The 20,560-nt window shown below is 46.0% G+C and carries 19 protein-coding genes; 10 read left to right on the top strand and 9 right to left on the bottom strand.

The window, feature by feature from the left end; all coding sequences use genetic code 11:
- Nucleotides 1–18: 18 nt before the first annotated feature.
- Nucleotides 19–1,050: a lipase secretion chaperone gene (locus OKC24_RS03550; protein ID WP_131276129.1), complete on the bottom strand. Its 1,032-nt coding sequence runs from the start codon at nucleotides 1,048–1,050 to the stop codon at nucleotides 19–21.
- Between the two features lie 141 nt (nucleotides 1,051–1,191).
- Here OKC24_RS03550 and truB point away from each other — a divergent pair, with 141 nt between their 5' ends.
- Together truB and OKC24_RS03540 are read left to right on the top strand one after the other, a co-directional pair.
- Nucleotides 1,192–2,097 carry a tRNA pseudouridine(55) synthase TruB gene (gene truB / locus OKC24_RS03545; protein ID WP_130143962.1) on the top strand — a complete coding sequence of 302 codons (906 nt, stop codon included), beginning with the start codon at nucleotides 1,192–1,194 and terminating at the stop codon, nucleotides 2,095–2,097.
- 35 nt (nucleotides 2,098–2,132) lie between these two features.
- Nucleotides 2,133–2,906, top strand: a complete 774-nt coding sequence (locus tag OKC24_RS03540; protein WP_130143961.1) for a sulfite exporter TauE/SafE family protein — start codon at nucleotides 2,133–2,135, stop codon at nucleotides 2,904–2,906.
- 155 nt (nucleotides 2,907–3,061) lie between these two features.
- On the opposite strand, the gene OKC24_RS03535 is transcribed toward OKC24_RS03540, so the two are convergent.
- Complete coding sequence (locus OKC24_RS03535; protein WP_130143960.1) at nucleotides 3,062–3,937, bottom strand: EamA family transporter; 876 nt, start codon at nucleotides 3,935–3,937, stop codon at nucleotides 3,062–3,064.
- A gap of 192 nt (nucleotides 3,938–4,129) precedes the next feature.
- On the opposite strand from OKC24_RS03535, the gene OKC24_RS03530 reads away from it, so the two are divergent.
- On the top strand, nucleotides 4,130–5,956 hold the full coding sequence (locus OKC24_RS03530; protein ID WP_265464803.1) for a hypothetical protein: 1,827 nt from the start codon (nucleotides 4,130–4,132) through the stop codon (nucleotides 5,954–5,956).
- Between the two features lie 92 nt (nucleotides 5,957–6,048).
- Here OKC24_RS03530 and OKC24_RS03525 read toward each other — a convergent pair whose 3' ends face one another.
- Both OKC24_RS03525 and serA read right to left on the bottom strand, forming a co-directional pair.
- Nucleotides 6,049–6,921, bottom strand: a complete 873-nt coding sequence (locus tag OKC24_RS03525; protein ID WP_265464802.1) for an EamA family transporter — start codon at nucleotides 6,919–6,921, stop codon at nucleotides 6,049–6,051.
- Between the two features lie 112 nt (nucleotides 6,922–7,033).
- Nucleotides 7,034–8,266 carry a phosphoglycerate dehydrogenase gene (gene serA / locus OKC24_RS03520; protein ID WP_130143957.1) on the bottom strand — a complete coding sequence of 411 codons (1,233 nt, stop codon included), beginning with the start codon at nucleotides 8,264–8,266 and terminating at the stop codon, nucleotides 7,034–7,036.
- 351 nt (nucleotides 8,267–8,617) lie between these two features.
- On the opposite strand from serA, the gene OKC24_RS03515 reads away from it, so the two are divergent.
- The 5 genes from OKC24_RS03515 to craA all read left to right on the top strand — a co-directional run bounded on the left by OKC24_RS03515 (nucleotide 8,618) and on the right by craA (nucleotide 14,475).
- Nucleotides 8,618–10,027 (top strand): D-2-hydroxyglutarate dehydrogenase, encoded by a 1,410-nt coding sequence (locus OKC24_RS03515; RefSeq protein WP_130143956.1) that lies wholly within the window; start codon nucleotides 8,618–8,620, stop codon nucleotides 10,025–10,027.
- 137 nt (nucleotides 10,028–10,164) lie between these two features.
- Nucleotides 10,165–10,536, top strand: coding sequence for a hypothetical protein (locus OKC24_RS03510; protein WP_130143955.1), 372 nt, complete (start codon nucleotides 10,165–10,167; stop codon nucleotides 10,534–10,536).
- A gap of 90 nt (nucleotides 10,537–10,626) precedes the next feature.
- On the top strand, nucleotides 10,627–12,021 hold the full coding sequence (locus tag OKC24_RS03505) for an AbiH family protein (RefSeq protein WP_265464801.1): 1,395 nt from the start codon (nucleotides 10,627–10,629) through the stop codon (nucleotides 12,019–12,021).
- 86 nt (nucleotides 12,022–12,107) lie between these two features.
- Nucleotides 12,108–12,971 (top strand): pirin family protein, encoded by an 864-nt coding sequence (locus tag OKC24_RS03500; protein WP_130143953.1) that lies wholly within the window; start codon nucleotides 12,108–12,110, stop codon nucleotides 12,969–12,971.
- Between the two features lie 274 nt (nucleotides 12,972–13,245).
- The gene (gene craA, locus OKC24_RS03495; RefSeq protein WP_130143952.1) at nucleotides 13,246–14,475 is read left to right on the top strand and encodes a chloramphenicol efflux MFS transporter CraA; all 1,230 of its coding nucleotides are present in this window, start codon (nucleotides 13,246–13,248) and stop codon (nucleotides 14,473–14,475) included.
- A 52-nt stretch (nucleotides 14,476–14,527) separates the two neighbouring features.
- Here craA and OKC24_RS03490 read toward each other — a convergent pair whose 3' ends face one another.
- Nucleotides 14,528–14,827, bottom strand: coding sequence for a DUF3817 domain-containing protein (locus tag OKC24_RS03490; protein ID WP_130143951.1), 300 nt, complete (start codon nucleotides 14,825–14,827; stop codon nucleotides 14,528–14,530).
- Here OKC24_RS03490 and OKC24_RS03485 point away from each other — a divergent pair.
- Nucleotides 14,826–14,966, top strand: a complete 141-nt coding sequence (locus OKC24_RS03485; RefSeq protein ID WP_165381107.1) for a hypothetical protein — start codon at nucleotides 14,826–14,828, stop codon at nucleotides 14,964–14,966. The two genes, OKC24_RS03490 and OKC24_RS03485, sit on opposite strands and share 2 nt — an antisense overlap.
- A gap of 55 nt (nucleotides 14,967–15,021) precedes the next feature.
- On the opposite strand, the gene yccS is transcribed toward OKC24_RS03485, so the two are convergent.
- The 4 genes from yccS to OKC24_RS03465 all read right to left on the bottom strand — a co-directional run bounded on the left by yccS (nucleotide 15,022) and on the right by OKC24_RS03465 (nucleotide 19,970).
- Complete coding sequence (gene yccS, locus OKC24_RS03480) at nucleotides 15,022–17,172, bottom strand: YccS family putative transporter (protein WP_265464800.1); 2,151 nt, start codon at nucleotides 17,170–17,172, stop codon at nucleotides 15,022–15,024.
- Between the two features lie 220 nt (nucleotides 17,173–17,392).
- A complete protein-coding gene (gene sodC, locus OKC24_RS03475) occupies nucleotides 17,393–17,953 on the bottom strand; it encodes a superoxide dismutase family protein (protein ID WP_130143949.1) in 561 nt (186 codons plus the stop codon).
- A gap of 117 nt (nucleotides 17,954–18,070) precedes the next feature.
- Nucleotides 18,071–19,201: an AI-2E family transporter gene (locus OKC24_RS03470; protein WP_165381119.1), complete on the bottom strand. Its 1,131-nt coding sequence runs from the start codon at nucleotides 19,199–19,201 to the stop codon at nucleotides 18,071–18,073.
- Between the two features lie 124 nt (nucleotides 19,202–19,325).
- Nucleotides 19,326–19,970 carry a ParA family protein gene (locus OKC24_RS03465; RefSeq protein ID WP_130143947.1) on the bottom strand — a complete coding sequence of 215 codons (645 nt, stop codon included), beginning with the start codon at nucleotides 19,968–19,970 and terminating at the stop codon, nucleotides 19,326–19,328.
- 122 nt (nucleotides 19,971–20,092) lie between these two features.
- Between OKC24_RS03465 and OKC24_RS03460 the strand changes: the two genes are divergently transcribed.
- Complete coding sequence (locus OKC24_RS03460; RefSeq protein ID WP_130143946.1) at nucleotides 20,093–20,560, top strand: Holliday junction resolvase-like protein; 468 nt, start codon at nucleotides 20,093–20,095, stop codon at nucleotides 20,558–20,560.

The following is a 20,560-nucleotide window of genomic DNA, read 5'->3' as shown; positions in this document are numbered from 1 at the left end:
GGTGTTTTTGCCGCTGCGTTATTCACTATAAGGCAATTTATCGCCCTGATCATGCGCAGTTTCAAAAGTGTTGACACGAAGCTGTTCTTCTTTGCTGCTGAAATGCTGTGCACGCAGTTGCTGTACCGCTTTTTGCTTTGCATCGTCACTCAGGCCGCTTTTCAGAATACTGTCGCGTTCGGATAAGTAGCTATTGACGGTATTCTTCCAGTCAGCGCGCTGCGTATCTAGGGTTTCTAAACGCTGTGTTGCTTCCGGGCCAACTAAATTCATGCGCATTTGATGAATTTCTTCGGCTGAACCGCCGCGCGCTTTTATGTCAGCCGTCAGTTTATGCAGATCTTCCAGCTTATTCATCTGTTCCAGATTTTCTTTCCAGTCCTCCGGCAATTCATCAAACAATGCTTTCAGCTTTTGAGCCTTTTCGGCTTCACTGAGCTTTTTGTCATTGATCACGTCCATCCGTTTCAGCGTGTATACGTGATAAGTATTTTCTGTGCCAAAAAGGCCTTCAATTTCATAATCTGAAAAGAACTGCTTTCGCAAGTTTTGCGTACTGTTGTAAATCGAACGGTAGTACTGCGGATCATCCTGACTTAGATTAGGCGCCTGCAGGCTACCTAAACGCGCGCGGTAATCCATGTAGCGGTTCCATAAATCTAAAATTTGCGTTAAAGACGGCTCTTTATAGTTTTGCGTGATGTAGGCTTTAAAATCTTTTTTGATTTGCTCAATGGTTTTTTCGCCGTACTGGGTAATGAAATATTCAAAACAGTCGCGGGTGCGCTCATTCACCATCAAACGGCTGGACGCGTCCAAACTCATTTGGCAGTTGATTTCAGTATCTTGCTGGCTCGGGCTGAAATAAGGCAAGCCGTTCGGACTGCGCGCCTGCGCCTGAGGCGTACCGCTGCTGCTGCTGGCAGCAGAGGGCTGGCTGGCGTTTTGTGTAGCTGATGCTTGACCATCATTCGGTATAAGCCAAAAAATAAATGCGCCGACGGCAAGAATAATCGCGCCTGCTATGATCCATAATTTGTGTTTCTGCATATCCCATGCACCTTTTATCCGTTTTATTTGTTTTATAAATTATGCAATGGAGCTGAATATGCCACAGCTTCAGCATAAAATCACAGAAAAGTTGTAAATATTCGGTTACCATGGCGAAGATTCTTCTCGCTTGTTTTTCTCATGAAATCATCTTCCGCTAAAATTCAGCGCCGCCATATCAGCGGTGTTTTTTTGCTTAATAAACCTTTGGGCATCAGTTCCAATGCTGCTTTGCAAAAAGTGCGCTGGCTCTACCGCGCGCAAAAAGCTGGGCATACCGGCGCGCTTGATCCGATGGCTTCGGGTTTATTGCCGATCTGCCTGGGCGAGGCGACCAAGTTCTCGCATTATTTGCTGGATTCTGTAAAGCGCTATCAAACCACTGTTTTTTTAGGCCACAGCACAACGACTGGCGATGTGGAAGGGGAACGCTTGCTTGAGAAAGCAGTGCCGCCGCTGACGGAAGAACTTATTCAGCAGGTTTTTGCGCAGTTTGTTGGGGATATTCAGCAGGTGCCGCCGATGTATTCGGCCCTGAAAAAAGACGGCCGGCCGCTGTATGAGCTGGCGCGCAAAGGCATTGAAATTGAACGTGAAGCGCGTCCGATTACGATTGAAGCCATTCAGCTGTTGTCTTTCACCGAAAACAGCATCAGCCTAGATGTGACCTGTTCAAAAGGCACTTATATCCGGGTTTTAGGTGAAGATATTGCCAAAGCTTTAGGCACGTATGGCCATTTGACTTATCTGCACCGTATTAAAACGGGGCATTTTGAACTGATTCCCAGCTATACCATTGAATATTTGGAAACATTGACCGAAGCAGAGCGTGAGGCCTTGCTGCTGCCAGTCTATTCTCCCATTGATCATTTTCCAAAAGTGCAGGTGCCGGAAGGCCGCGCGGAGTATTTCAGCCGAGGCATGGAAAGCAACATTGAATATGAAGCGGTATCCGAAGCGCTGGTTTTTGATGGTGAAAAATGCCTTGGTTTGGCGGAAATCACCGAGCGCAAGCGCTTAGTGCCAAAACGCGTATTAAACCTCTAAACCTATTTTTAAATAACTGATTTAAGGCAAAAATTGTGGAAATTGAAATTATCTTGAGCCTGCTGTTTTTTGCTTTTTTTGCCGGCGCGATAGACGCTGCGGTCGGCGGAGGCGGGCTGATTCAAATTCCAGCAATTATGAATGCCATGCCGCAGCTGTCTCCTGCAACGGTTTTCGGCACCAATAAGCTGTCCTCTATTTTCGGAACAGCATCGGCATCCTATTCTTTTTTACGCCAAGTAAAATTACGCTGGAAATTGCTGGCGGTGATTGCCAGCTGTGCTTTTATCGCTTCCTTTGCCGGTGCAGCCTGCGTGTCGATGGTGCCGAAAGAAGTGCTGCGGCCCTTTGTGCTGGTGATGCTGATCGTGATCGCCATTTATACGCTTATGAAGAAGCAGTTTGGCCAAGTGCATACCCGTCAGGAGCTGACGCCCAAAATCCTGCTGCTGGCGGCGGCGGGCAGCCTCGCCATTGGCTTTTATGACGGCATTTTCGGGCCAGGTACGGGCAGTTTCTTTATTTTCTTTTTCATCCGCTATTTAAAAGCCGATTTTTTGCATGCATCTGCGCTGTCTAAAATTGCCAATTTAACCACGAACCTTGCCGCTTTGAGCTTTTTTGCGCCGACAGGGCATGTGCTGTTTGCTGTGGGCGGCATGATGGCGGTGGCGAATATTTGCGGTTCAATCGTTGGGGTAAAGGCTGCGCTGAAATACGGCAGCGGCTTTATCCGGATTCTATTTTTGGTTTTGGTCAGTGTGCTGATTGTACGCTTGGGCTATCAAACCATTACGGGGCAATCCTGAAGAAAATTTATGGCAGGCGCCAGAAGAGGCATCTGACCGCCGAAATGCATTCACTGAGCTGAAGATGAATGATTTACTCATGCGCGGGAATGCAAACAGGCATACGGTTTGGCGGAACAGCAGTTTTGTTTTATAAATTCGTCCGCTGCCAGTATTCATGACGTTGCGGCGCTTTGATCTTTAGATGATTTCAGCGTAACGCCGATGGATGCAATCATCACACAGAACAGTGCTGCCCACTGCAGCAGGCCAATTTTTTCCCCCAGCAGCACCAGTCCCGTCAGCGCTGCCAGCGCCGGCGAAAGGCTGGATAATGTGCCGTAGCTGAGTTTGTTCAGCTGTTTTAAGGCTTTTAAGTCCAAAGCATAAGGGATGGCCGTTGCTAAAATGGCAATGGCCAGCGCTTTGCCCCAATATTGAGTTTGCAGCAAAGCGGGCGCATCGTGGTAGAGGCCGATGGGCAGCAAAGCCAGTGCTGATAGGGTGATGGCGATGGTCAGCGCATGCATGCCAATATTTTGATGCACTACTTTTTGCCCGAAATAAATATAAAAAGCCCAGCACAATCCTGCACCCAGCGCGCAAGCTGCACCCGTGACAGAAAAACCGGCGCCTGCGGTTTGCCCCCAAGGCACCATCAAGGCGATGCCGGCAATGGCCAATAAGACCCATACATAATCGCTGCGCCGCTGAATTGACAGCAGGGCCAAACCCAAGGGGCCAATAAATTCCAGACCGACTGCAATGCCTTGCGGCAGCTTTCCGAGCGACATATAGAACAAAACATTCATGATGCAAAGCGCCACGCTGTAACAGAGTAAATCACGCCATTTTAACAACGGCAGCCGCTTTAGAATGCGCCAAGAACGGAACATCACGCAGACGATAACAGCAGCAAAGCATAAGCGCAGAATGGTGACGCTCAGCGGGTCCAATACAGTAAACAGCTGTTTGGCAAACGAGGCGCTGATTTGATACGACACCATCGATAAAATCATATACAGCACTGCAAGGTATTGGGCATTTGGCATAAAAATTCAGCAGCTGGGTTGGAAAGAGCGGGTTGCTGGATTATAGAGCAATTGGTGCATGAAAAGATGCAAGATGGTGCAGGCAGTGCTGGGCAGTTCATGTGAATAATATTGTTCGTTTGAACATAATATAAATAAAATCAATAATGTGGTGCTTATTTATCCAGCACTTCTGAATTAAGAGAAATAATAATGAAATTACAACAACAGCTGCATGCCGTATTGGTTGCATGTGTTTTGGGAGTCCCGCTTGTGGGCTGTGGTTCTGGCTCTGGTGATGATGCCTCAGCAAATGAAGTGTCTACTGAAAAAGCAGTGACGGCATTGGTCCAAACCTCAACAGGATCGAACCTTGCTGGCGCTGAGATCAGTATTTTGGGGCAAAGTTTTGTCACGGATGCTTCTGGTAATGCACAATTTAATGTGAAGATTCCTCAGTCTGCAAAAACCGTTGTGGTGAGTTTTAAAAAAACGGGTTTTATTACACAGGCTGTTGAGTTGAAAGTTGAAGAACTGGCACAGTTATCTGCAAACTTATTGCCGATCAAACAAACATTGACTGTCGCTGCAATTGAAGACGCCCAAGTGATTCAGGCTGCATTTCTGAATGCCCAAATCAGCATTCCTGCAGGGGCATTTGTATTGCCGAACGGTCAGCCTGCAACAGGAGCAGTCAAAGTTGAATTTACCCCTTGGGATATTCAAAGCAGTGATTTGAATGCCATGCCAGCCAATGGTGTGGCGGTAGATTCCAAAGGCAATCCTGCACTTTTAATTAGTGCAGGCATGATGACGGCAACATTTACCAATGCCGCTGGTCAAAAGCTGCAGCTGAAGCAAGGCGTGACAGCTGACATTCAAATGGACTTGCCGCTCAATAGCATCAATAACCAAGCCATGACGGTGGGCACCAGTATTCCAATGTGGTATTTCGATGCTGCAAAAGGCAAATGGGTTGAAGAGGGAACTCCCGGAACAGTCATCGCTTCTCCGCTTTCTGCTACGGGCTTGGCGGTTCAAGCCACCGTCAGCCATTTCTCAACCTGGAACTGGGATTTCAAATTTGAAAATCCAGGTTCAGTGAATGTGAAATGTAAATCAGCCAATAGCTATGTGCCTTGCCATATTACTGCGGCAGTGGAACTCAAAGATGGTTCAGGTTTAACCAAAACCAACTCAATTCCTGCTGAAGGTGTGGATATTGTGAATATGCCAACTGAAGGCACAATTCATTGGACAGCGAAAGATACGACAGGCACCCTCATTGGCTCTGTGACGTCGCAATTGCCGAATGATAAAAATGTGGTGATTGATTTAGGCATCCCCGCAACCAATAACAAAGTACAGTGCACGCTTGAAGATGGTTCAGCAGTCGAATGCAGCGGTGAGTTTACCACTCTAGTTGGCGTAGAATATAAAGCAGCTGAATTTACGGCGCCAAAAGAAGGCGTACGTGTATTGACGGGCTTAAAGTCTAACAAGGATAAACTAACTTGGTCAGCGCAAACGGCAATTGCCCTTGAGGGAGATCAATGGGTGCGATATGTTGGCGCAGCTGTTTCTACAAGTAAATCGGATGTGAAAATTGTACTGAAAGACAAAGAGGTCGTGGCATCGGACAAGGGCTTGAGCTTCTATGTGCAGTGTACATCTGAATATAACGATCAAACAGGCACATGGAGTTCAAATAATCCAGAGTTGATCGGCAAACCCTGCGAAGTGCAGATCGGCATTGGGCTGGCAGGTTCGGAACAGCAGCATATCCTGAATTTCAACTCAGTCTATGGCCAGAAGAAATTAATTCGCTTGCCGAATCAGTACGCTGGGTTTACGTGGAAGAATGAAGGGAATATTGCATATATCAATGTAGAAGGACGTATGCTTCAAGGAACTTATTGCGGTTCTGCTTACGGTAGCGATGGTTTTGGACGTGATGAACAGCCAACGCTTAGCATACATTTGTATGGCGGCAATACGCCTTCAGGTAGTGAAGAATATTTCTGTCAAATTCCTACTTAAAGCAGCATTTGAATAGCAGCAAAAAACCGCGTTTTGCTTGAGAGCGAAACGCGGTTTTTATTTCATTTAGAAATTTAATTGGCGGCGGAGGATTATTTTCTTTGTCTGGCTTGTTGCGTCGTCACTGTACAGCCAATTGAAGCAGCAATAATCACCGCCAGCGCCAGCCATTGCGTCCACAGCAGCTGTTCACCTAAAAAGACAAAGCCTGACAGCGCCGCAATCGCAGGCTCTACACTCATGAGCGTGCCAAAACTCAGCGCGGATAAATTTCTGAGCGCGATCATCTCTAAGGTAAAAGGCAGTGCGCTGGCCAGTATTGCAAGAGCGATAAAATAAATAAGATTGGAAGGCTCAAATACAGACGCTGGCATCCCTGTAAACAGTGCAATGGGCAACAGACAGAGCATGCCGACAAACATCCCTAAGCATACGGTATGGTTGCCAGAGAGGCCGGAAGGCCGCTGACCTGCCACAATATACAGCGCCCAGCAGGCACCGGCGCCCAGTGCAAAGGCAATGCCGATAGGATCTAAAGGCTGTGAAGCCTGATCAAAAGGGAAGAGCAGCGCCAAGCCTAAAACTGCCAGTCCGACCCCAATAAAGTCAAATTTCTGCCGTGCATAAAACAGCGCGACACTGAGCGGGCCAATAAATTCAAATGAGACCGCAATGCCCAGCGGCAAGCGGTTAATCGATAAATAAAACAGCGCGTTCATGCCAGCTAACGCCACGCCGTAGCTGATGATGGCTTTCCAGCGCACCTGTTTGAAATTGGCCTGCCAAATCCTAAAAATCACGGCCAAAATAAGGGAACCCAGCAAAAGGCGCAAGCTGGACACAGTCAAAACTGGAAATTGATTAAACAGGATTTTGGCCAGAGAACCGCTGCTTTGCATGCTGATCATTGCAATCAGCAGCAGGAACAGCGCTTGCACATGGGGCGTATTTTTTAAATTCGGCATGTGCTTACTATACTAAATTGGGTTCGATTTCTCGAGGAGCGGGAGAGTAAAGCTGAAGCTTAAAAATAAAAAAAGCCACAGGCCGCAGCCTATGGCTTTATATGCAATTGAATTAGAACAATACGCGGACGCGGATTGTGCCTTCAACTTCGTGCAAGGTATCTAAAGCTTCTTGAGATGCAGTAGCGTCTACATCCATCACTAAGTAACCTACATCGCCTTTAGTCATTAATGACTGGCCAGAAATGTTGATGCCGTGTTCAGCAAACAGGTTGTTGATTTTTGACAGCACGCCTGGAATGTTTTTGTGAATATGCAGTAAGCGGTGTTTGCCTTCAGTCAATGGAAGCGCAATTTCCGGGAAGTTTACTGCAGATAAAGTCATGCCTTTATCTGAATAAGCCACAAATTTCTCTGCCACTTCTAGGCCGATGTTCGCTTGCGCTTCCATGGTTGAACCGCCGACGTGAGGGGTTAAAATCACGTTTGGCAAGTTGCGCAGCGCAGAAACAAATTCTTCGCCGTTGGCTTTAGGCTCTTTCGGGAACACATCAACTGCTGCGCCGGCAATATGGCCAGATTTGATGGCATCCGCAAGGTCATCAATCAGAACGCAAGTGCCGCGCGCCGCATTGATGAAGATTGAACCTTCTTTCATTTGCGCAAATTGTTCTTTACCCATGAAGTTGCGTGTAGAAGGTACGTCAGGCACATGGATAGACACAACGTCAGCATTGGCAAGAAGTTCATTTAAAGAACCGACTTGACGGGCATTGCCTAGCGGCAATTTAGTTACTGCATCGTAATAAATCACTTGCATGCCCATGCTTTCAGCCAGAACCGAAAGCTGAGAGCCAATTGAACCGTAACCGACAATCCCTAAAACTTTACCGCGTGTTTCAAATGAACCCACTGCAGATTTGTTCCATCCGCCCGCATGTGTATCTGTTGATTTTTCAGGTACACGGCGCAGAAGAAGGATCGCTTCAGCAAGCACCAATTCAGCCACCGAACGGGTATTTGAATACGGCGCGTTAAAGACTGGAATACCGCGAATCATCGCTGCATTCAAGTTCACTTGGTTGGTGCCAATACAGAAACAGCCCACAGCAATCAGTTTGTTCGCCGCTTCAAACACTTCTTCAGTGAGTTGAGTGCGCGAACGAATACCGATGAAGTGCGCATCTTTTACCGCTTCTTTCAGCGCGTCGCCTTCCAGCGCTGTTTTACGGTAATCGATGTTGGTGTATCCGGCAGCATTTAAAGTGTCGATGGCGTTTTGGTGAACACCTTCTAACAACAAGAAACGAATTTTATCTTTAGGCAGTGAAAGATGTTGGCTCATTACGGCTCCGCTACAAAGGCCAAATTTAGTGGCGGTATAATAGCATAGGACAATGCGGGATATACATTTCCTTTATGACCGCTGTGTGAGGTATTTTGACAAAATATGTGACCGTTAGTGCCGCGCGCGTTCTAAATAAGCCTGTAATTTCAAAGGCGTCATTGTAAAAACAGGTTTTTCTGCGGGTTTTGCTGAAAAATGCCTTATAATGTGCACACGTGAAAAACGGATCTGATTTCTGTTTCTTTTCTGCTCACGTCTGCCTCATCTGGTGCTGGCGCCATGCTGTGCACAACTGAATGATTTATAGGCTATTTACAACTTGTTTACTTCTTGCAAGGTCTGAAAACGATGAATGCTCCAGTCGCTTTAACCCCAGAGTTATTAACCCAATTGACCGCTATCGTCGGCGAAAACCGCATTAAAACTGATGCGGACAGTCTCGAAAATTGGGGACGTGACCATACCAAGCACTTCGACCCAAACCCGTCGGTCATCGTTTTTCCATCATCGACCGAGCAAGTGCAAGCCATTGTTCAGCTTGCAAACCAATTTAATGTTGCGATTACCCCATCGGGCGGCCGTACAGGCTTATCTGCCGGCGCAGTCGCAGCCAATGGCGAAATCGTGGTGAGCATGGACAAGATGAACCAGATTCTTGAGTTCTTCCCAGCAGACCGTATGGTGCGCGTGCAGGCAGGTGTGGTGACTGAACAGCTGCAGAACTATGCAGAAGAACAGGGCATGTACTACCCGGTTGATTTTGCATCAGCAGGTTCATCGCAGATTGGCGGCAACATCGGCACCAATGCCGGCGGCATTAAAGTGATTAAATACGGCATGACCCGCAACTGGGTGCTGGGCCTAACCGTGGTGACGGGTAAAGGCGATGTGCTGCGTTTAAATAAAGGCATGATTAAAAACGCGACCGGTTATGCGCTGCAGCATTTGTTCATTGGCGGTGAAGGCACCTTAGGCTTGGTGACGGAAGCTGAAATTAAGCTTGAGCGCCAGCCGCAAGACCTGCAGGTGATGGTGTTGGGCGTACCTGACTTTGACGCTGTGATGCCTGTACTGCACGCCTTCCAAGCTAAAATTGACCTGACTGCATTTGAGTTCTTTGGTGAACTTGCCATGAAAAAAGTGCTGGACAATGGCCATGTGCAGCGTCCATTTGAAACAGAATGCCCATTTTATGTATTGCTGGAGTTTGAAGCGCCGTTTGAGCCGATTATGGACAAGGCGATGGAAATTTTTGAGCACTGCATGGAGCAGGGCTGGGTACTGGATGGCGTCATGAGCCAAAGCCTAGAGCAAGTGCACAGCTTATGGCGTTTGCGTGAAGACATTTCTGAGTCGATTGCGCCGTTTACGCCGTACAAAAATGATATTTCAGTGCTGATTACGCATGTTCCTGCATTTATTCAGGAAATTGATGCAATTGTGGCGCAGAACTATCCTGACTTTGAAATTTGCTGGTTTGGCCATATCGGTGATGGCAACCTGCATTTAAATATTTTGAAACCTGCAGATTTAAGCAAAGACGAATTTTTTGATAAATGCAAAGTGGTGAATAAATACGTATTTGACATTGTGAAAAAATACGATGGCTCAATTTCTGCAGAGCACGGCGTGGGCATGACCAAAAAGCCGTATTTGGGCTATACCCGTTCAGCGGAAGAAATTGAATACATGAAAGCGCTGAAAAAAGTGTTTGACCCGCAGGGCATTATGAACCCAGGCAAATTATTCGATCTTTAATTGTTAAGATAGAGCGGAAAAGCGCATCGGATGATGCGCTTTTTTTATGGTTATAAAATGGCTTACATTTGTGAAATAGTATTCTTTAAATAAAAACGGCATGATGAGCGTGGAAAATTTAAGTTGGGGTCAGAATTATGTTTCGAATATTGGCAGCATCTGCATTGTGTGTCGGGATTCTTTCGGGGTGTGCGACCACACAGAAAATTGTGCATAAAGTTGGAAATACAGATACGCCGCTGGCGCAAGTGCTGAAAGAGCGTTCAGATTTACGCAAAGAATTGTCGACGGTCGAAATCCGTCAGTATTTTAACAGTGTTGAATCGCCAACGGCGGCAGAAGTGAAAGTGACTGAAACTGGCTTAATGGATGATTCTGTACGTTCAGTCCGCACGATTTACCGTTTTAAAAATGTAGAAGGTGATTGGGAGCGTACCAGCACACAAAAAGAATATCAGTGTGCGCGCGGGAAAAGTACCAAGACTTTTCAGACTGCGAAATGCCCTTAGTCAATCTTTAATTTATGGTTGAAGTTTAGGTAGTTATACCTCATAAAAGCGTATCGGTGGATGCGCTTTTTTATTGGGTAAATAAGAACAATGAATATTTTAATTGTGGGTAACGGTTTTGATTTGTCGCACTATTTGCCGACGAAGTATGATCATTTTATGGATGTGATGAGAGCAATCGAGGAAAAAGATACAGGGCAAAAAATCAAGGATTTATCAATTTATAAGGTTGATGAATGGATGGAAAAAATAGATAAAATGCTTGAGAAAAAAACTGATTGGGAGTTTCCTGATTATGCAATGAGTTTTGATGCACTTTTTTCTAAAACAAGAGAATTCAATTTTATTGAGAAAACGAAAGAATTTTATTTAACTGAAAACATTAAAATATCAACAAAAGATGTTTTGAAATTACAATGTCGTTTAGAGTTAAATCGTTGGTATCAATATTTTAAAAAGCATGTAAAAGAAGTAAAAAATTGGATTGATTTTGAATTAAAAATCGAGGAAGTCATATTTAGCTTTGCTCAGGCAATTCCATTTATTGAACAGCAAAATAGAAACTCATCAAACTCTTTTAGTATGGGTGAGTGGGAGCAAGAAGTAGGTAAAAAGAATACTATAATTTTGGAAAGTTTTAATATTTTTGAAATAAAGGGGCAAAAAAATGGATTTAATAAACAATTTTGTTATGGAAGCAATGATAGTCATGGAATGAATTCAGTATTATTTTTATCATTTGCATATGAACAGTTAGAAGAATTTATAAAAATTTTTGATTTGTATTTAGAGTTGGTCGTATCGCAGTTAACAGCTAATTGCTTACTTGGAATCGATTCAAAGGATTGGGTTTATCCTGATAAAATTTTTTCATTTAATTATACGAATACATTTCAGCGCATTTATGATTTAGTAGACGTTGAATATCTACATGGAGGTCATGGTCAGTATCAAAATATTGTTCTAGGTATTTCTGATATTGAAGATAATGGTTTAAAAAAAATTAAAGCATTTGGGTTTACCAAATACCATCAAAAATTGTTTAAAGATACTGATTACCTATTTTTAGATTCATATAAAGAAAAAATAAAATTAAATAAGAAAGAAATTGAATCTTTGAATAAACAACTGATGGCACCAATGGGGGAGCCTTATATAAGGGCTTTGCAAGCAGAACTTAAAGAAAAAACCTTAGCACAAGGTTTAGAGCTCAATTTTTATATTTGGGGACACTCATTAGATGTTTCTGATAAGGATTACATTATTGATTTGTTCAGCTTAAATGATGATATAGATCGAAATGTAAGAGTTATCGTTTACCATTTTAATAAGACAGCAAAATTTGATTTGTTAAACAACTTATTAGCCATTTTAGGAAAAGACAAAGTCGAGCAATGGATGAAAAATAAATGGCTGGCTTTTAAACCTAATCCTGAAATTAAATTTGGTGAAACTGCAAATGTAAGATTGGATCAGGTGTCCTAAAACTGCGACACTGAAACCTGCTTAGCCTATCGAATCCGCTATTCGGTTAGGCTAAGCTTAAAACATTAAATAATGCCTACAATAATATGAAAACCCTTGCCTTTATTCACACTGAAACTGCACGCTCTGCCGTGGGTGACTTTACTCCAGTCACCTCAATTTTTTCCCACTATGAATTAGGCAATACCGTTTCCCCCTTTTTATTGCTTGACCATATAGGCCCCGGCACATTAAATCCCAGCGCATTGCGCAAAGGCGTTGATGAACACCCGCATCGCGGTTTTGAAACCGTCACCATTATGCTGAAAGGTGAACTGGAACACCGCGACTCTACGGGCGGCGGCGGAATCATTTCTGCTGGCGATGTGCAATGGATGACGGCTGCTTCTGGAGTCATTCATAAAGAAGTGTTCAGCGAAGCTTTTTCTCAAACTGGCGGGCCCTTTGAAATGCTGCAGCTGTGGGTCAACTTGCCGGCCAAAGACAAAATGAATCCGCCGCGCTACCAAAGCCTAGACAACGCCAGTATTCCCAAAGTGGATTTAGCCCATGCTGCAGGCTATGTCCGTGTGATTACAGGGGAATATCAAGAGCAAACTGGCCCCGCGCAAACCCATACGCCTATGCAGGTTTACGATATATTCCTGCGCAAAGGCCACACGCTTCAGCTGCCTGCGCAAGAGGGCGACACCACGCTGATTTATATGCGTTCCGGCCGTGCCGCTTTTCAGGCAGAAGATCAAGAATTAGGAGATCAAGGCATGGCGGTCATGTCGAGCCGCGGTGAACTGGTCGAACTGACTGCCCAGCGGGATTGCGCAATTTTATATTTAAGCGCTGCTCCATTAAACGAGCCGATTTATGGACGGGGCTATTTTGTGATGAATCATTTTGATGAAATATTGCAGGCCTACGAAGACCTGAAAAATAATCAGTTCATTCAGCCTTGACGAATGAAGGCTTAACAAAAGTTACAATACATCCTGGGCAAACACTGCTAAAATACGGGAACTTAAACCTGCGGGTGTACAGGCTTAAGTTTTCATTTTTTCACCCTGAATTTTTATTTCTTTTAAGCGTCCTGTGAATACGGCGCGAAACATTGCGGATCTCCCGCGATCTCCACATTTTAATTATTTATTACAGTGCTTGCATTGGGCTGACGTGTCTCTCCCCGAAAATAGGCCAAGTCCAATCCTGTACGCATCTTATATGTAGATAACAATGCAAAACGTACATACTGAAAAGTTAAGCCGTGCCACCTTAATGTTCCCATTGGCGCTGGTTTTATTTGAATTTTCCGTCTATATCGGTAACGATTTAGTCCAGCCCGCGATGCTAGCCATTACCCAAGATTTTGGCGTAAGCAGCTCTTGGGCGCCATCGTCCATGTCCTTTTATCTGTTGGGCGGCGCTTGTGTTGCGGCTGTTTTAGGCCCGCTGTCCGACCGTCTGGGCCGGAAAAAAGTGCTGCTGGGCGGCGTGGCATTTTTTACCCTGTGCTGTTTAGCTATTTTGCTGACTCATACCATTGAAAGCTTTTTAACCCTGCGTTTTTTGCAGGGCTTTGGCTTGTCGGTCATTTCCGCTGTGGGCTATGCTGCTATTCAGGAAACCTTCGAAGAGCGTGATGCCATTAAAGTGATGGCGCTGATGGCGAATATTTCCCTGCTGGCGCCTTTGCTGGGGCCGGTGCTGGGTGCATTTCTCATTGATCATGTGTCATGGCATTGGGGCTTTATCGGCATTGCCTTGCTGTCTTTTTTAAGCTGGTTTGGCCTGAAAGCCAAAATGCCGAAACAGCAGCGCAGCATGCCTAAGCAGCCGATAGGCTATATTTTAGATGACTTTAAACGGGTCTTTAAAAATAAGCGCTTTTTAGGCCTGACTTTAGGCTTGCCGATGGTCGCGATGCCGCTGATGCTGTGGATTGCTCTGTCTCCAGTCATGCTGGTCGAAGAGCTGGGGCTTAGCAGCATGCAATATGGCTTGGCGCAGTTTCCTGTGCTGGGCGGATTGATTGCCGGTAATATCGTGCTGATTAAGATCATCGACAAGCTGCCTTTAGGCAAAACCGTCTTGATTGGCTTGCCGCTGATGCTGATCGGCACGGCTGCTGTGCTGCTGGGAACTGTTTTTCCGCAATACTTTTTATATAGCGCTATTTTAGGCATGACGCTGGTCAGTTTTGGCGAAGGCATCAGTTTTTCAGTTCTGTACCGCTTTGCCTTAATGTCTTCTGAAGTCTCAAAAGGCACTGTTGCGGCTGCCGTTTCCGTGCTGATGATGTTCTGCTTCTTTATCGTGATCGAACTGGTGCGTGTGCTGTATGAACACTTTCATATTTGGGCATACGGGGTGTCATGTTTTGCCCTTATTGCGCTGTGGTTCAGTTTTCCGCGCGGTGTATTGAACAGCGTCTTGCAGCAAAGAAAGGCGGAAGGGGAGTTTTAACACTCGCCATAAAAAATCCCTCAATCAGTGAGGGATTTTTTATGGATTAGATTCAAGCCTCTGCCTGAGGCTGTTCAATTTTTTTTAATTTTGCATCAAAAACGAAAGGCCCAAAGGGCAGGATAGATGCAATCAGACCCAGTAAAAACATTTTTAAAGACCATTTTTGCTTTTCGCACACGGCAAACAGCACAGCAAGAAATCCAATAAACAGCAGTCCGTGCCCCATGCCGATGTATTTAACTAAGATCGGATTATCCAGCCAATATTTCATGGGCATGGCAATAAACAGCAGCAACAGAAAAGAAGTGCCTTCGAGTGCGCCAACAATGCGTAAAGTTTGGATATTCATGGTCACTGCTTTAATGAGGATGAACCCTGAGTGTACTGAATTTAAAGCTGAAAAAGAACTGTATTTATTGAACGATTATGATAAAAATCAGATATTAAAACCAAGTTTGGCGCTGGGTTTTCATGCTGAAGATTTTTAAAAATCACGGCGCTGCTCAGTTCAGAAAGAATTTAACGTGATTTTGAATATGCGCTTTATTGAATATCCTGACGCAGCAGTTCGGCCTGCAAATGGAGCAGTTCTGGTAAGGTTTCCAGCAGCAGGCTGATTTGCTTTAAGACCAGCTGCAGCCGGCTGCTGAGCTGCGCTTCGGTGTTTAAGTTTTGAATTTCCAGCAGTTTCTGCTGAATTTCCAGCTCAGGCAGCGTGCGCTGATGCAGCAAAGCATGCATTAAGGTATTTTTGCACCACAGCATTAAATCCAGAACTTGTGCATCCTGTACTTTTTCGCGGTGGCTGCCCAGCGCTGAAATATAGCTGAGCTGGCTATGGCTATACACCAAATAGCGGAAAGCGTAATGAATCAGTTCAGGATTTGGGTTGGGTTCGGTACTTAAACTGGAAATCATGCTGGCCAGCTCGGTCTGCGCATTATGCGCTGCGCGCCGTGCGCGGCGGTACGCAATGCTGTTGTCGTGACCATGCTGATACTGCTGCACCACTGCATCAAAATAATTCAGGGTTGCATTCGCGCTCTTTTTAATGGTGGCGGAGATGTTGCGGAAATCCCAGTCCGGCCAAATAAAGCTGACGGCAAACCAGGCAATCAGGCAGCCTAACAGCGTGTCTGCAATTCTGGGCAAAATAATGGCATAGCCCGCGCCTTTTAAATTGAAAATCAGCAGCACCATTAACGTGGCCATTAATGTGGCCATGGCGTATTTTTTTGCGCTCAGGTAAAAGAAGCTCACGCCAAAAATGACCGTCAGCAGCAATTGCCCTTCTATGCTGGGCACGAAATATAAAATCGGCACACCCAGCATTACGCCCAGTATCGTGCCTAAAGTCCGCATTTTTAAGCGGCTTTTTGTGGCAAAGTAACGCATTTGGCAGACAAATAAACTGGTCAGTAAAATCCAGTAGCCATTTTGGGCAAAGGGCAGCAGGGAAATGCTGTAGCCGACGGCAAACACAAATGCAATGCGCACCGCATGACGGAACAGCGCCGACTGCGGCGTTAAATGCTGTTTTAATTTCAGCCAGAGGTCATGCCAGCCGTGAATATCATCATCGTATAAATTCAGGTTGTCGATATGCTGCTGATAGCGCTGCTGCTGGCGGTTCTGCAATTCACTCAGATGCAGAAAGCGTTCATGCACACTGTCTAAATTATTTAAAATCAATTGCAGGTTTTTCACTTCAATATTATGCGGATTATCCCGCACCCAATCCTGCATCGAACTGTGCAGATGGCTGAGCGCCAGACTGGCCTTGGCGCTGGGCTGATAAATGTCATTGCGTAAAATGCATTGCGCCAGTTCATGGCAGGCTAAGGCCTGCAGGCGGATATTTTTCTGAATGCGGAAAATCAGGTCGGTACGGCTGAAGTTTTGATGCAGCTGTTCATAATGCAGATAGTTGGAGCTTGCCTGCTCGTGAATATCCTGCGCTAAAAAATACAGATTCAGCCAATAAATGGTGCTGCTGTTGGCGCGGGACGCTTTCAAGCGGGTCAATAAAGAGCTTTTGGTGCTGTTCAAGCTTTGCACCACGGCGCTGTTCTGAATCGATAGGCCATAGAGCAGGACTTCAACATTGTCTTGATTATCCGGATCAAACAGCTGGGCCTTGGCATTCAGTAAATCTGCAATTTGATCAAAGCAGCGCGATAGATTGTCCTGAACTGCCAGCGTCGGCTTGATCAGGTAAAACAGAATCGCCGTTAAGCCATACCACAGCGCGCCAAGAACAAAGCAGCTGGGCTGGAAATACCACTGCGCGTATTCTCCCAGGCCAAACATGGTGTAAATGGACAGCAAAATGGTGCCAAAGGAAATCGCTGCATAACGCTGTCCCAGCGCACCCATTAAAATGAAGCAGGCGCTGGACAGCGACAGGTATAAAATAAAGAGGAATTTGTAAGGATGCAGAAAATCTAAAATGCTGCTGACACTGAAAAACAGGATGCAGACATAAGCCAAATTGCGCAGGCGGATGCTGAGCCTGTCGTCAAAATCGGTCAGGACAGTAGCGATCGCGCCTAAAGTTACAGGAACAATCAGCTTATGCAGGCCTAAAAAGTATAAGCCGAGGGTGGCCCCGCTTAAAACAATGCAGATCTGCAGGCAATAAATAAGAATTGCATTGGATTGGAAAGGCTGAAACCACTGGCGGACGCTGTTCACGGCTGAATGATCAAGGCCAAATTTATTATGCAATAAGCCTGAACTGATTTGTAAAAACTGTCAATTTAATATCAAAAGAAAAACATCAAAAATCTGGAGTTAAGCATTTATGCCGCAGGGGCTGAATTATAAAAAACAACGGACTTATCATCCGTTGTTTGGGCTGTGAATAACTGAAGATTTATCCACAGAACATCCTGAAAAAAGAATATTGTCTGAACTATTGAATCACACCGCAAGCGATGCGGTCACCGCCGCCGCCAAGCGGTTTTGGGGAGTCTGAATAGTTGTCACTGCCCGCATGCACCATAATCGCTAAATTTTGCACATCGGCGGCTTTAATGCGCGGCGCCAGCAGAGTCACTTTGGCTGTACCGTCTGCGGCCACATTCAGCAAGGGCAAATCACCCAAATGTCCAGTCAGCGGGTTGCCGTGATGGGGCGCGTGATTGGGGTTGTAGTGGCTGCCTGCCGCCAAAGCAGCGCCGGCTTTACCGTCTTTCATGGCAGGGTCACAAGAGCCTTTTTCATGAATGTGGAAACCATGCGGGCCGGGCGGCAGCTGACTTAGGCTGGTGCGGATCACCAGTCCAGCAGCGCTGTCATGCAGTGAGATCGTCCCGATTTCCGCACCAACACCTTGCGCGCTCACCGCATGTATAATCACGGTTTGTTCATGGTCTGTTGCAGGCAAGGTTGCAGTGGTGGAACAGCCCGCGGCGAATAAGGCAGCCAGTGTGCAGGCTGCACTCAGTTTGAATTTCAGCAAAGATGACGTCATCTTTGGGCATCCTTTCTAATATGAACTAAATTATTGAAACAGATCAAAATTAGAAATGCCATGAGATTTCCGTGACAGGTTTGTAACGGATGAGCGCCTGCGCATCGTCAATTCCGCCTATTTTTTGGGCGGAGAATTGATGTCATTCAAGTCTGAATCTAAGTCATGCGCCATAGTCGCTTTTGGCATTATGACTGGCTCAATGTGGGTCTCATGCAGCCATTCACGCCAAATCGCCAGCAGCACCGCCAAAATCACAGGGCCGACAAATAAGCCCACCATGCCGAAACTGGCCAGTCCGCCCAGTACGCCAAACATAATCAGCAGGAATGGAATTTGTGTTGCGCCGGAAATCACCAGCGGGCGGATCACGTTGTCGGCCGTGCTTACGATGCAAACGCCCCAGGCCATGACGCCAATCGCTTCTATGGTCTGGCCTTGTGAAAACAGCCACAGCGAAACCGAAGTATAGGCGACTGGGGGGCCGAAAGGGATCAGCGCCAGTACAAAAGTCACTATAGTCAGCAGCATGGGGTTAGGCACACCGGCAACAAAATAGCTGAGGCCGGCCAAAGCCGCCTGTGCGACCGCTGTTAGGCCGACGCCGTAAACGACAGCGCGGGTGGTATCGGAAATCGTTGAAAGATAGTGATGCACGCGCGGCCCGATCACCATTTCCAAGGCTTTGCTGACTTGACCTAAAATGGTTTGACCGTCACGGTAAAAGAAGAACAGCGACATGACAGCAAAGCACAGTTTAAAGATATTTTTGCTGACTTCATTCAGCAGAATTTTGCCGTAATTGAGATGGCCTTGAATCCACAGCTGTACAGACTGAATGATGCTGTTTGGGTCATTATTCAATTCACGCAAAGTACGCGACACTTCTTTGCCGATAAACGGCAGCTGGCGGATAAAGTCAGGCACATTCACATGGCCGGAAAAGACCTGTTTCTGCAATTCATAATACAGGTTTCGCCCTTCATGCTGCAGCAGGAAAATGGCAAAAATGACCGGCAGGCCAACCACCAGAACCACCAGTAAAATCATCAGCGTTGCGCTGAGGGTGGAACGCTGTTTGCACGTGCGCAAAACCCGCTGATACAGCGGCCAAGTCATGTAGGCAATAATGGCTGCCCAAACGACAGGCACAATAAAGTATTTCAGCACACTGAAGCTTAGGAAGAGCAGGGCAAAAAACAGCCCAAACAATAAGACTTTCTGTAAGGTAGGCGCGTACTGGTGCACTGAATTCATGATCACTGACTTGGGCCGGGAACCCATATTAACTGAAAAAAAAGCACTCGAATATGAGAGCTTGGTAAGTATTGGATGTATTGATCCGTTCAATGCCTAGAGTGTTGATTCTGCATTAAAACCAATTGCTTGGATCATCAATAATAGCATTTAAAAGCGGCTGCCATTGCGCCTGCATGCTTAAATAATTCTTTTGAGTTTTATCAAAAATACTCAGGCCATGCATCGCCAGCTGGCCATAGGCGGTGCGTTCTGAAATCCAGGCGGCCGGTTCATGCTCAATTTTATTGAAAAAATCCTGAATGTCTTTAGAGCTTGCTGAGTTGGGCTTAACGCGGTTCGCCAGCAGCAGAATCTGCACTTTGCCTTTGCGGATGCGTTTAATCTCCTGCAAATGCTTAAGGAAGCGCCGGGTTGAGTCGATATCAAAAAAAGAAGGCTGCAGCGGGGTAATAATGGCATGCGCTTCACTGACCAGCTGTTCCGCATGTTCGCCGGACAGCGCGCCTGGCGCATCAATAATCAAATATTCGGTATTTTTAGGCGTATCGCCAATCGATTTTTCATGGCGCCAGTCTAAGCTTTGAATAGGCGCTGCCGTATCGGGGCGCTGCTTGAGCCATTGCAGCGCAGATTTCTGATTGTCCGCATCGGCCAAAGCCACTTTATAGCCTTTTTGCGCCAATGCTGATGCAAGATTGATCGCAGTGATGGTTTTACCGCATCCGCCCTTTTGATTGGCAACTAAAATTGTTTTCATGACCCTAAATGATTTTATTCTGCTCGGCCCTAGCATATCATTCTTTTCAGCGCTGAATAGGGGTCATGACAAAAGTCGCAGCGCAATTCAAAGATGCATGTTTTAATTTAGGAAAAAAGATCATGTCCGTATGGATGGCAATGCTGATTGGCGCCTGCATAGGTGTGGTGCTGACGACGCTGATTTTAAGCAATACACGCAATGGGCGGGTGCGGGCAGAATATGAAAAGCACATTGCAGAGCTTGAATTGGAGCATCAGCAGGCTTTGGCTGCCGCGCAGAAACGCAGCGTCAACACCAGCCGAGCGGTATTGAAAGGCAAAATGGCCGAGCAGCTGGCGCCGATTTTGCCTGAATTTCAGTATTTGCCGAGTGACGCTAAATTTCTTGGCGATCCTGTAGACTATATTGTCTTTGACGGCTATACCGATTACCGCGATGGCGATGGCTTGGCGGAAGATATTGAAGTCGTACTGATAGATATTAAAAGCGGCGGCGCGCGCTTAACCAAAGGCCAGCAGGCAATTGCGCAGGCCATTGCCGCCGGAAATATCCGCTTTGAAACGATTCGGATTAATTTTGATGACTAG

It is taken from the genome of Acinetobacter entericus (assembly GCF_026168575.1).
GTDB lineage: Bacteria > Pseudomonadota > Gammaproteobacteria > Pseudomonadales > Moraxellaceae > Acinetobacter > Acinetobacter bouvetii.
Note: the sequence above shows the minus strand (reverse complement) of the source record. Positions and strands in the feature narration are given on the sequence as shown.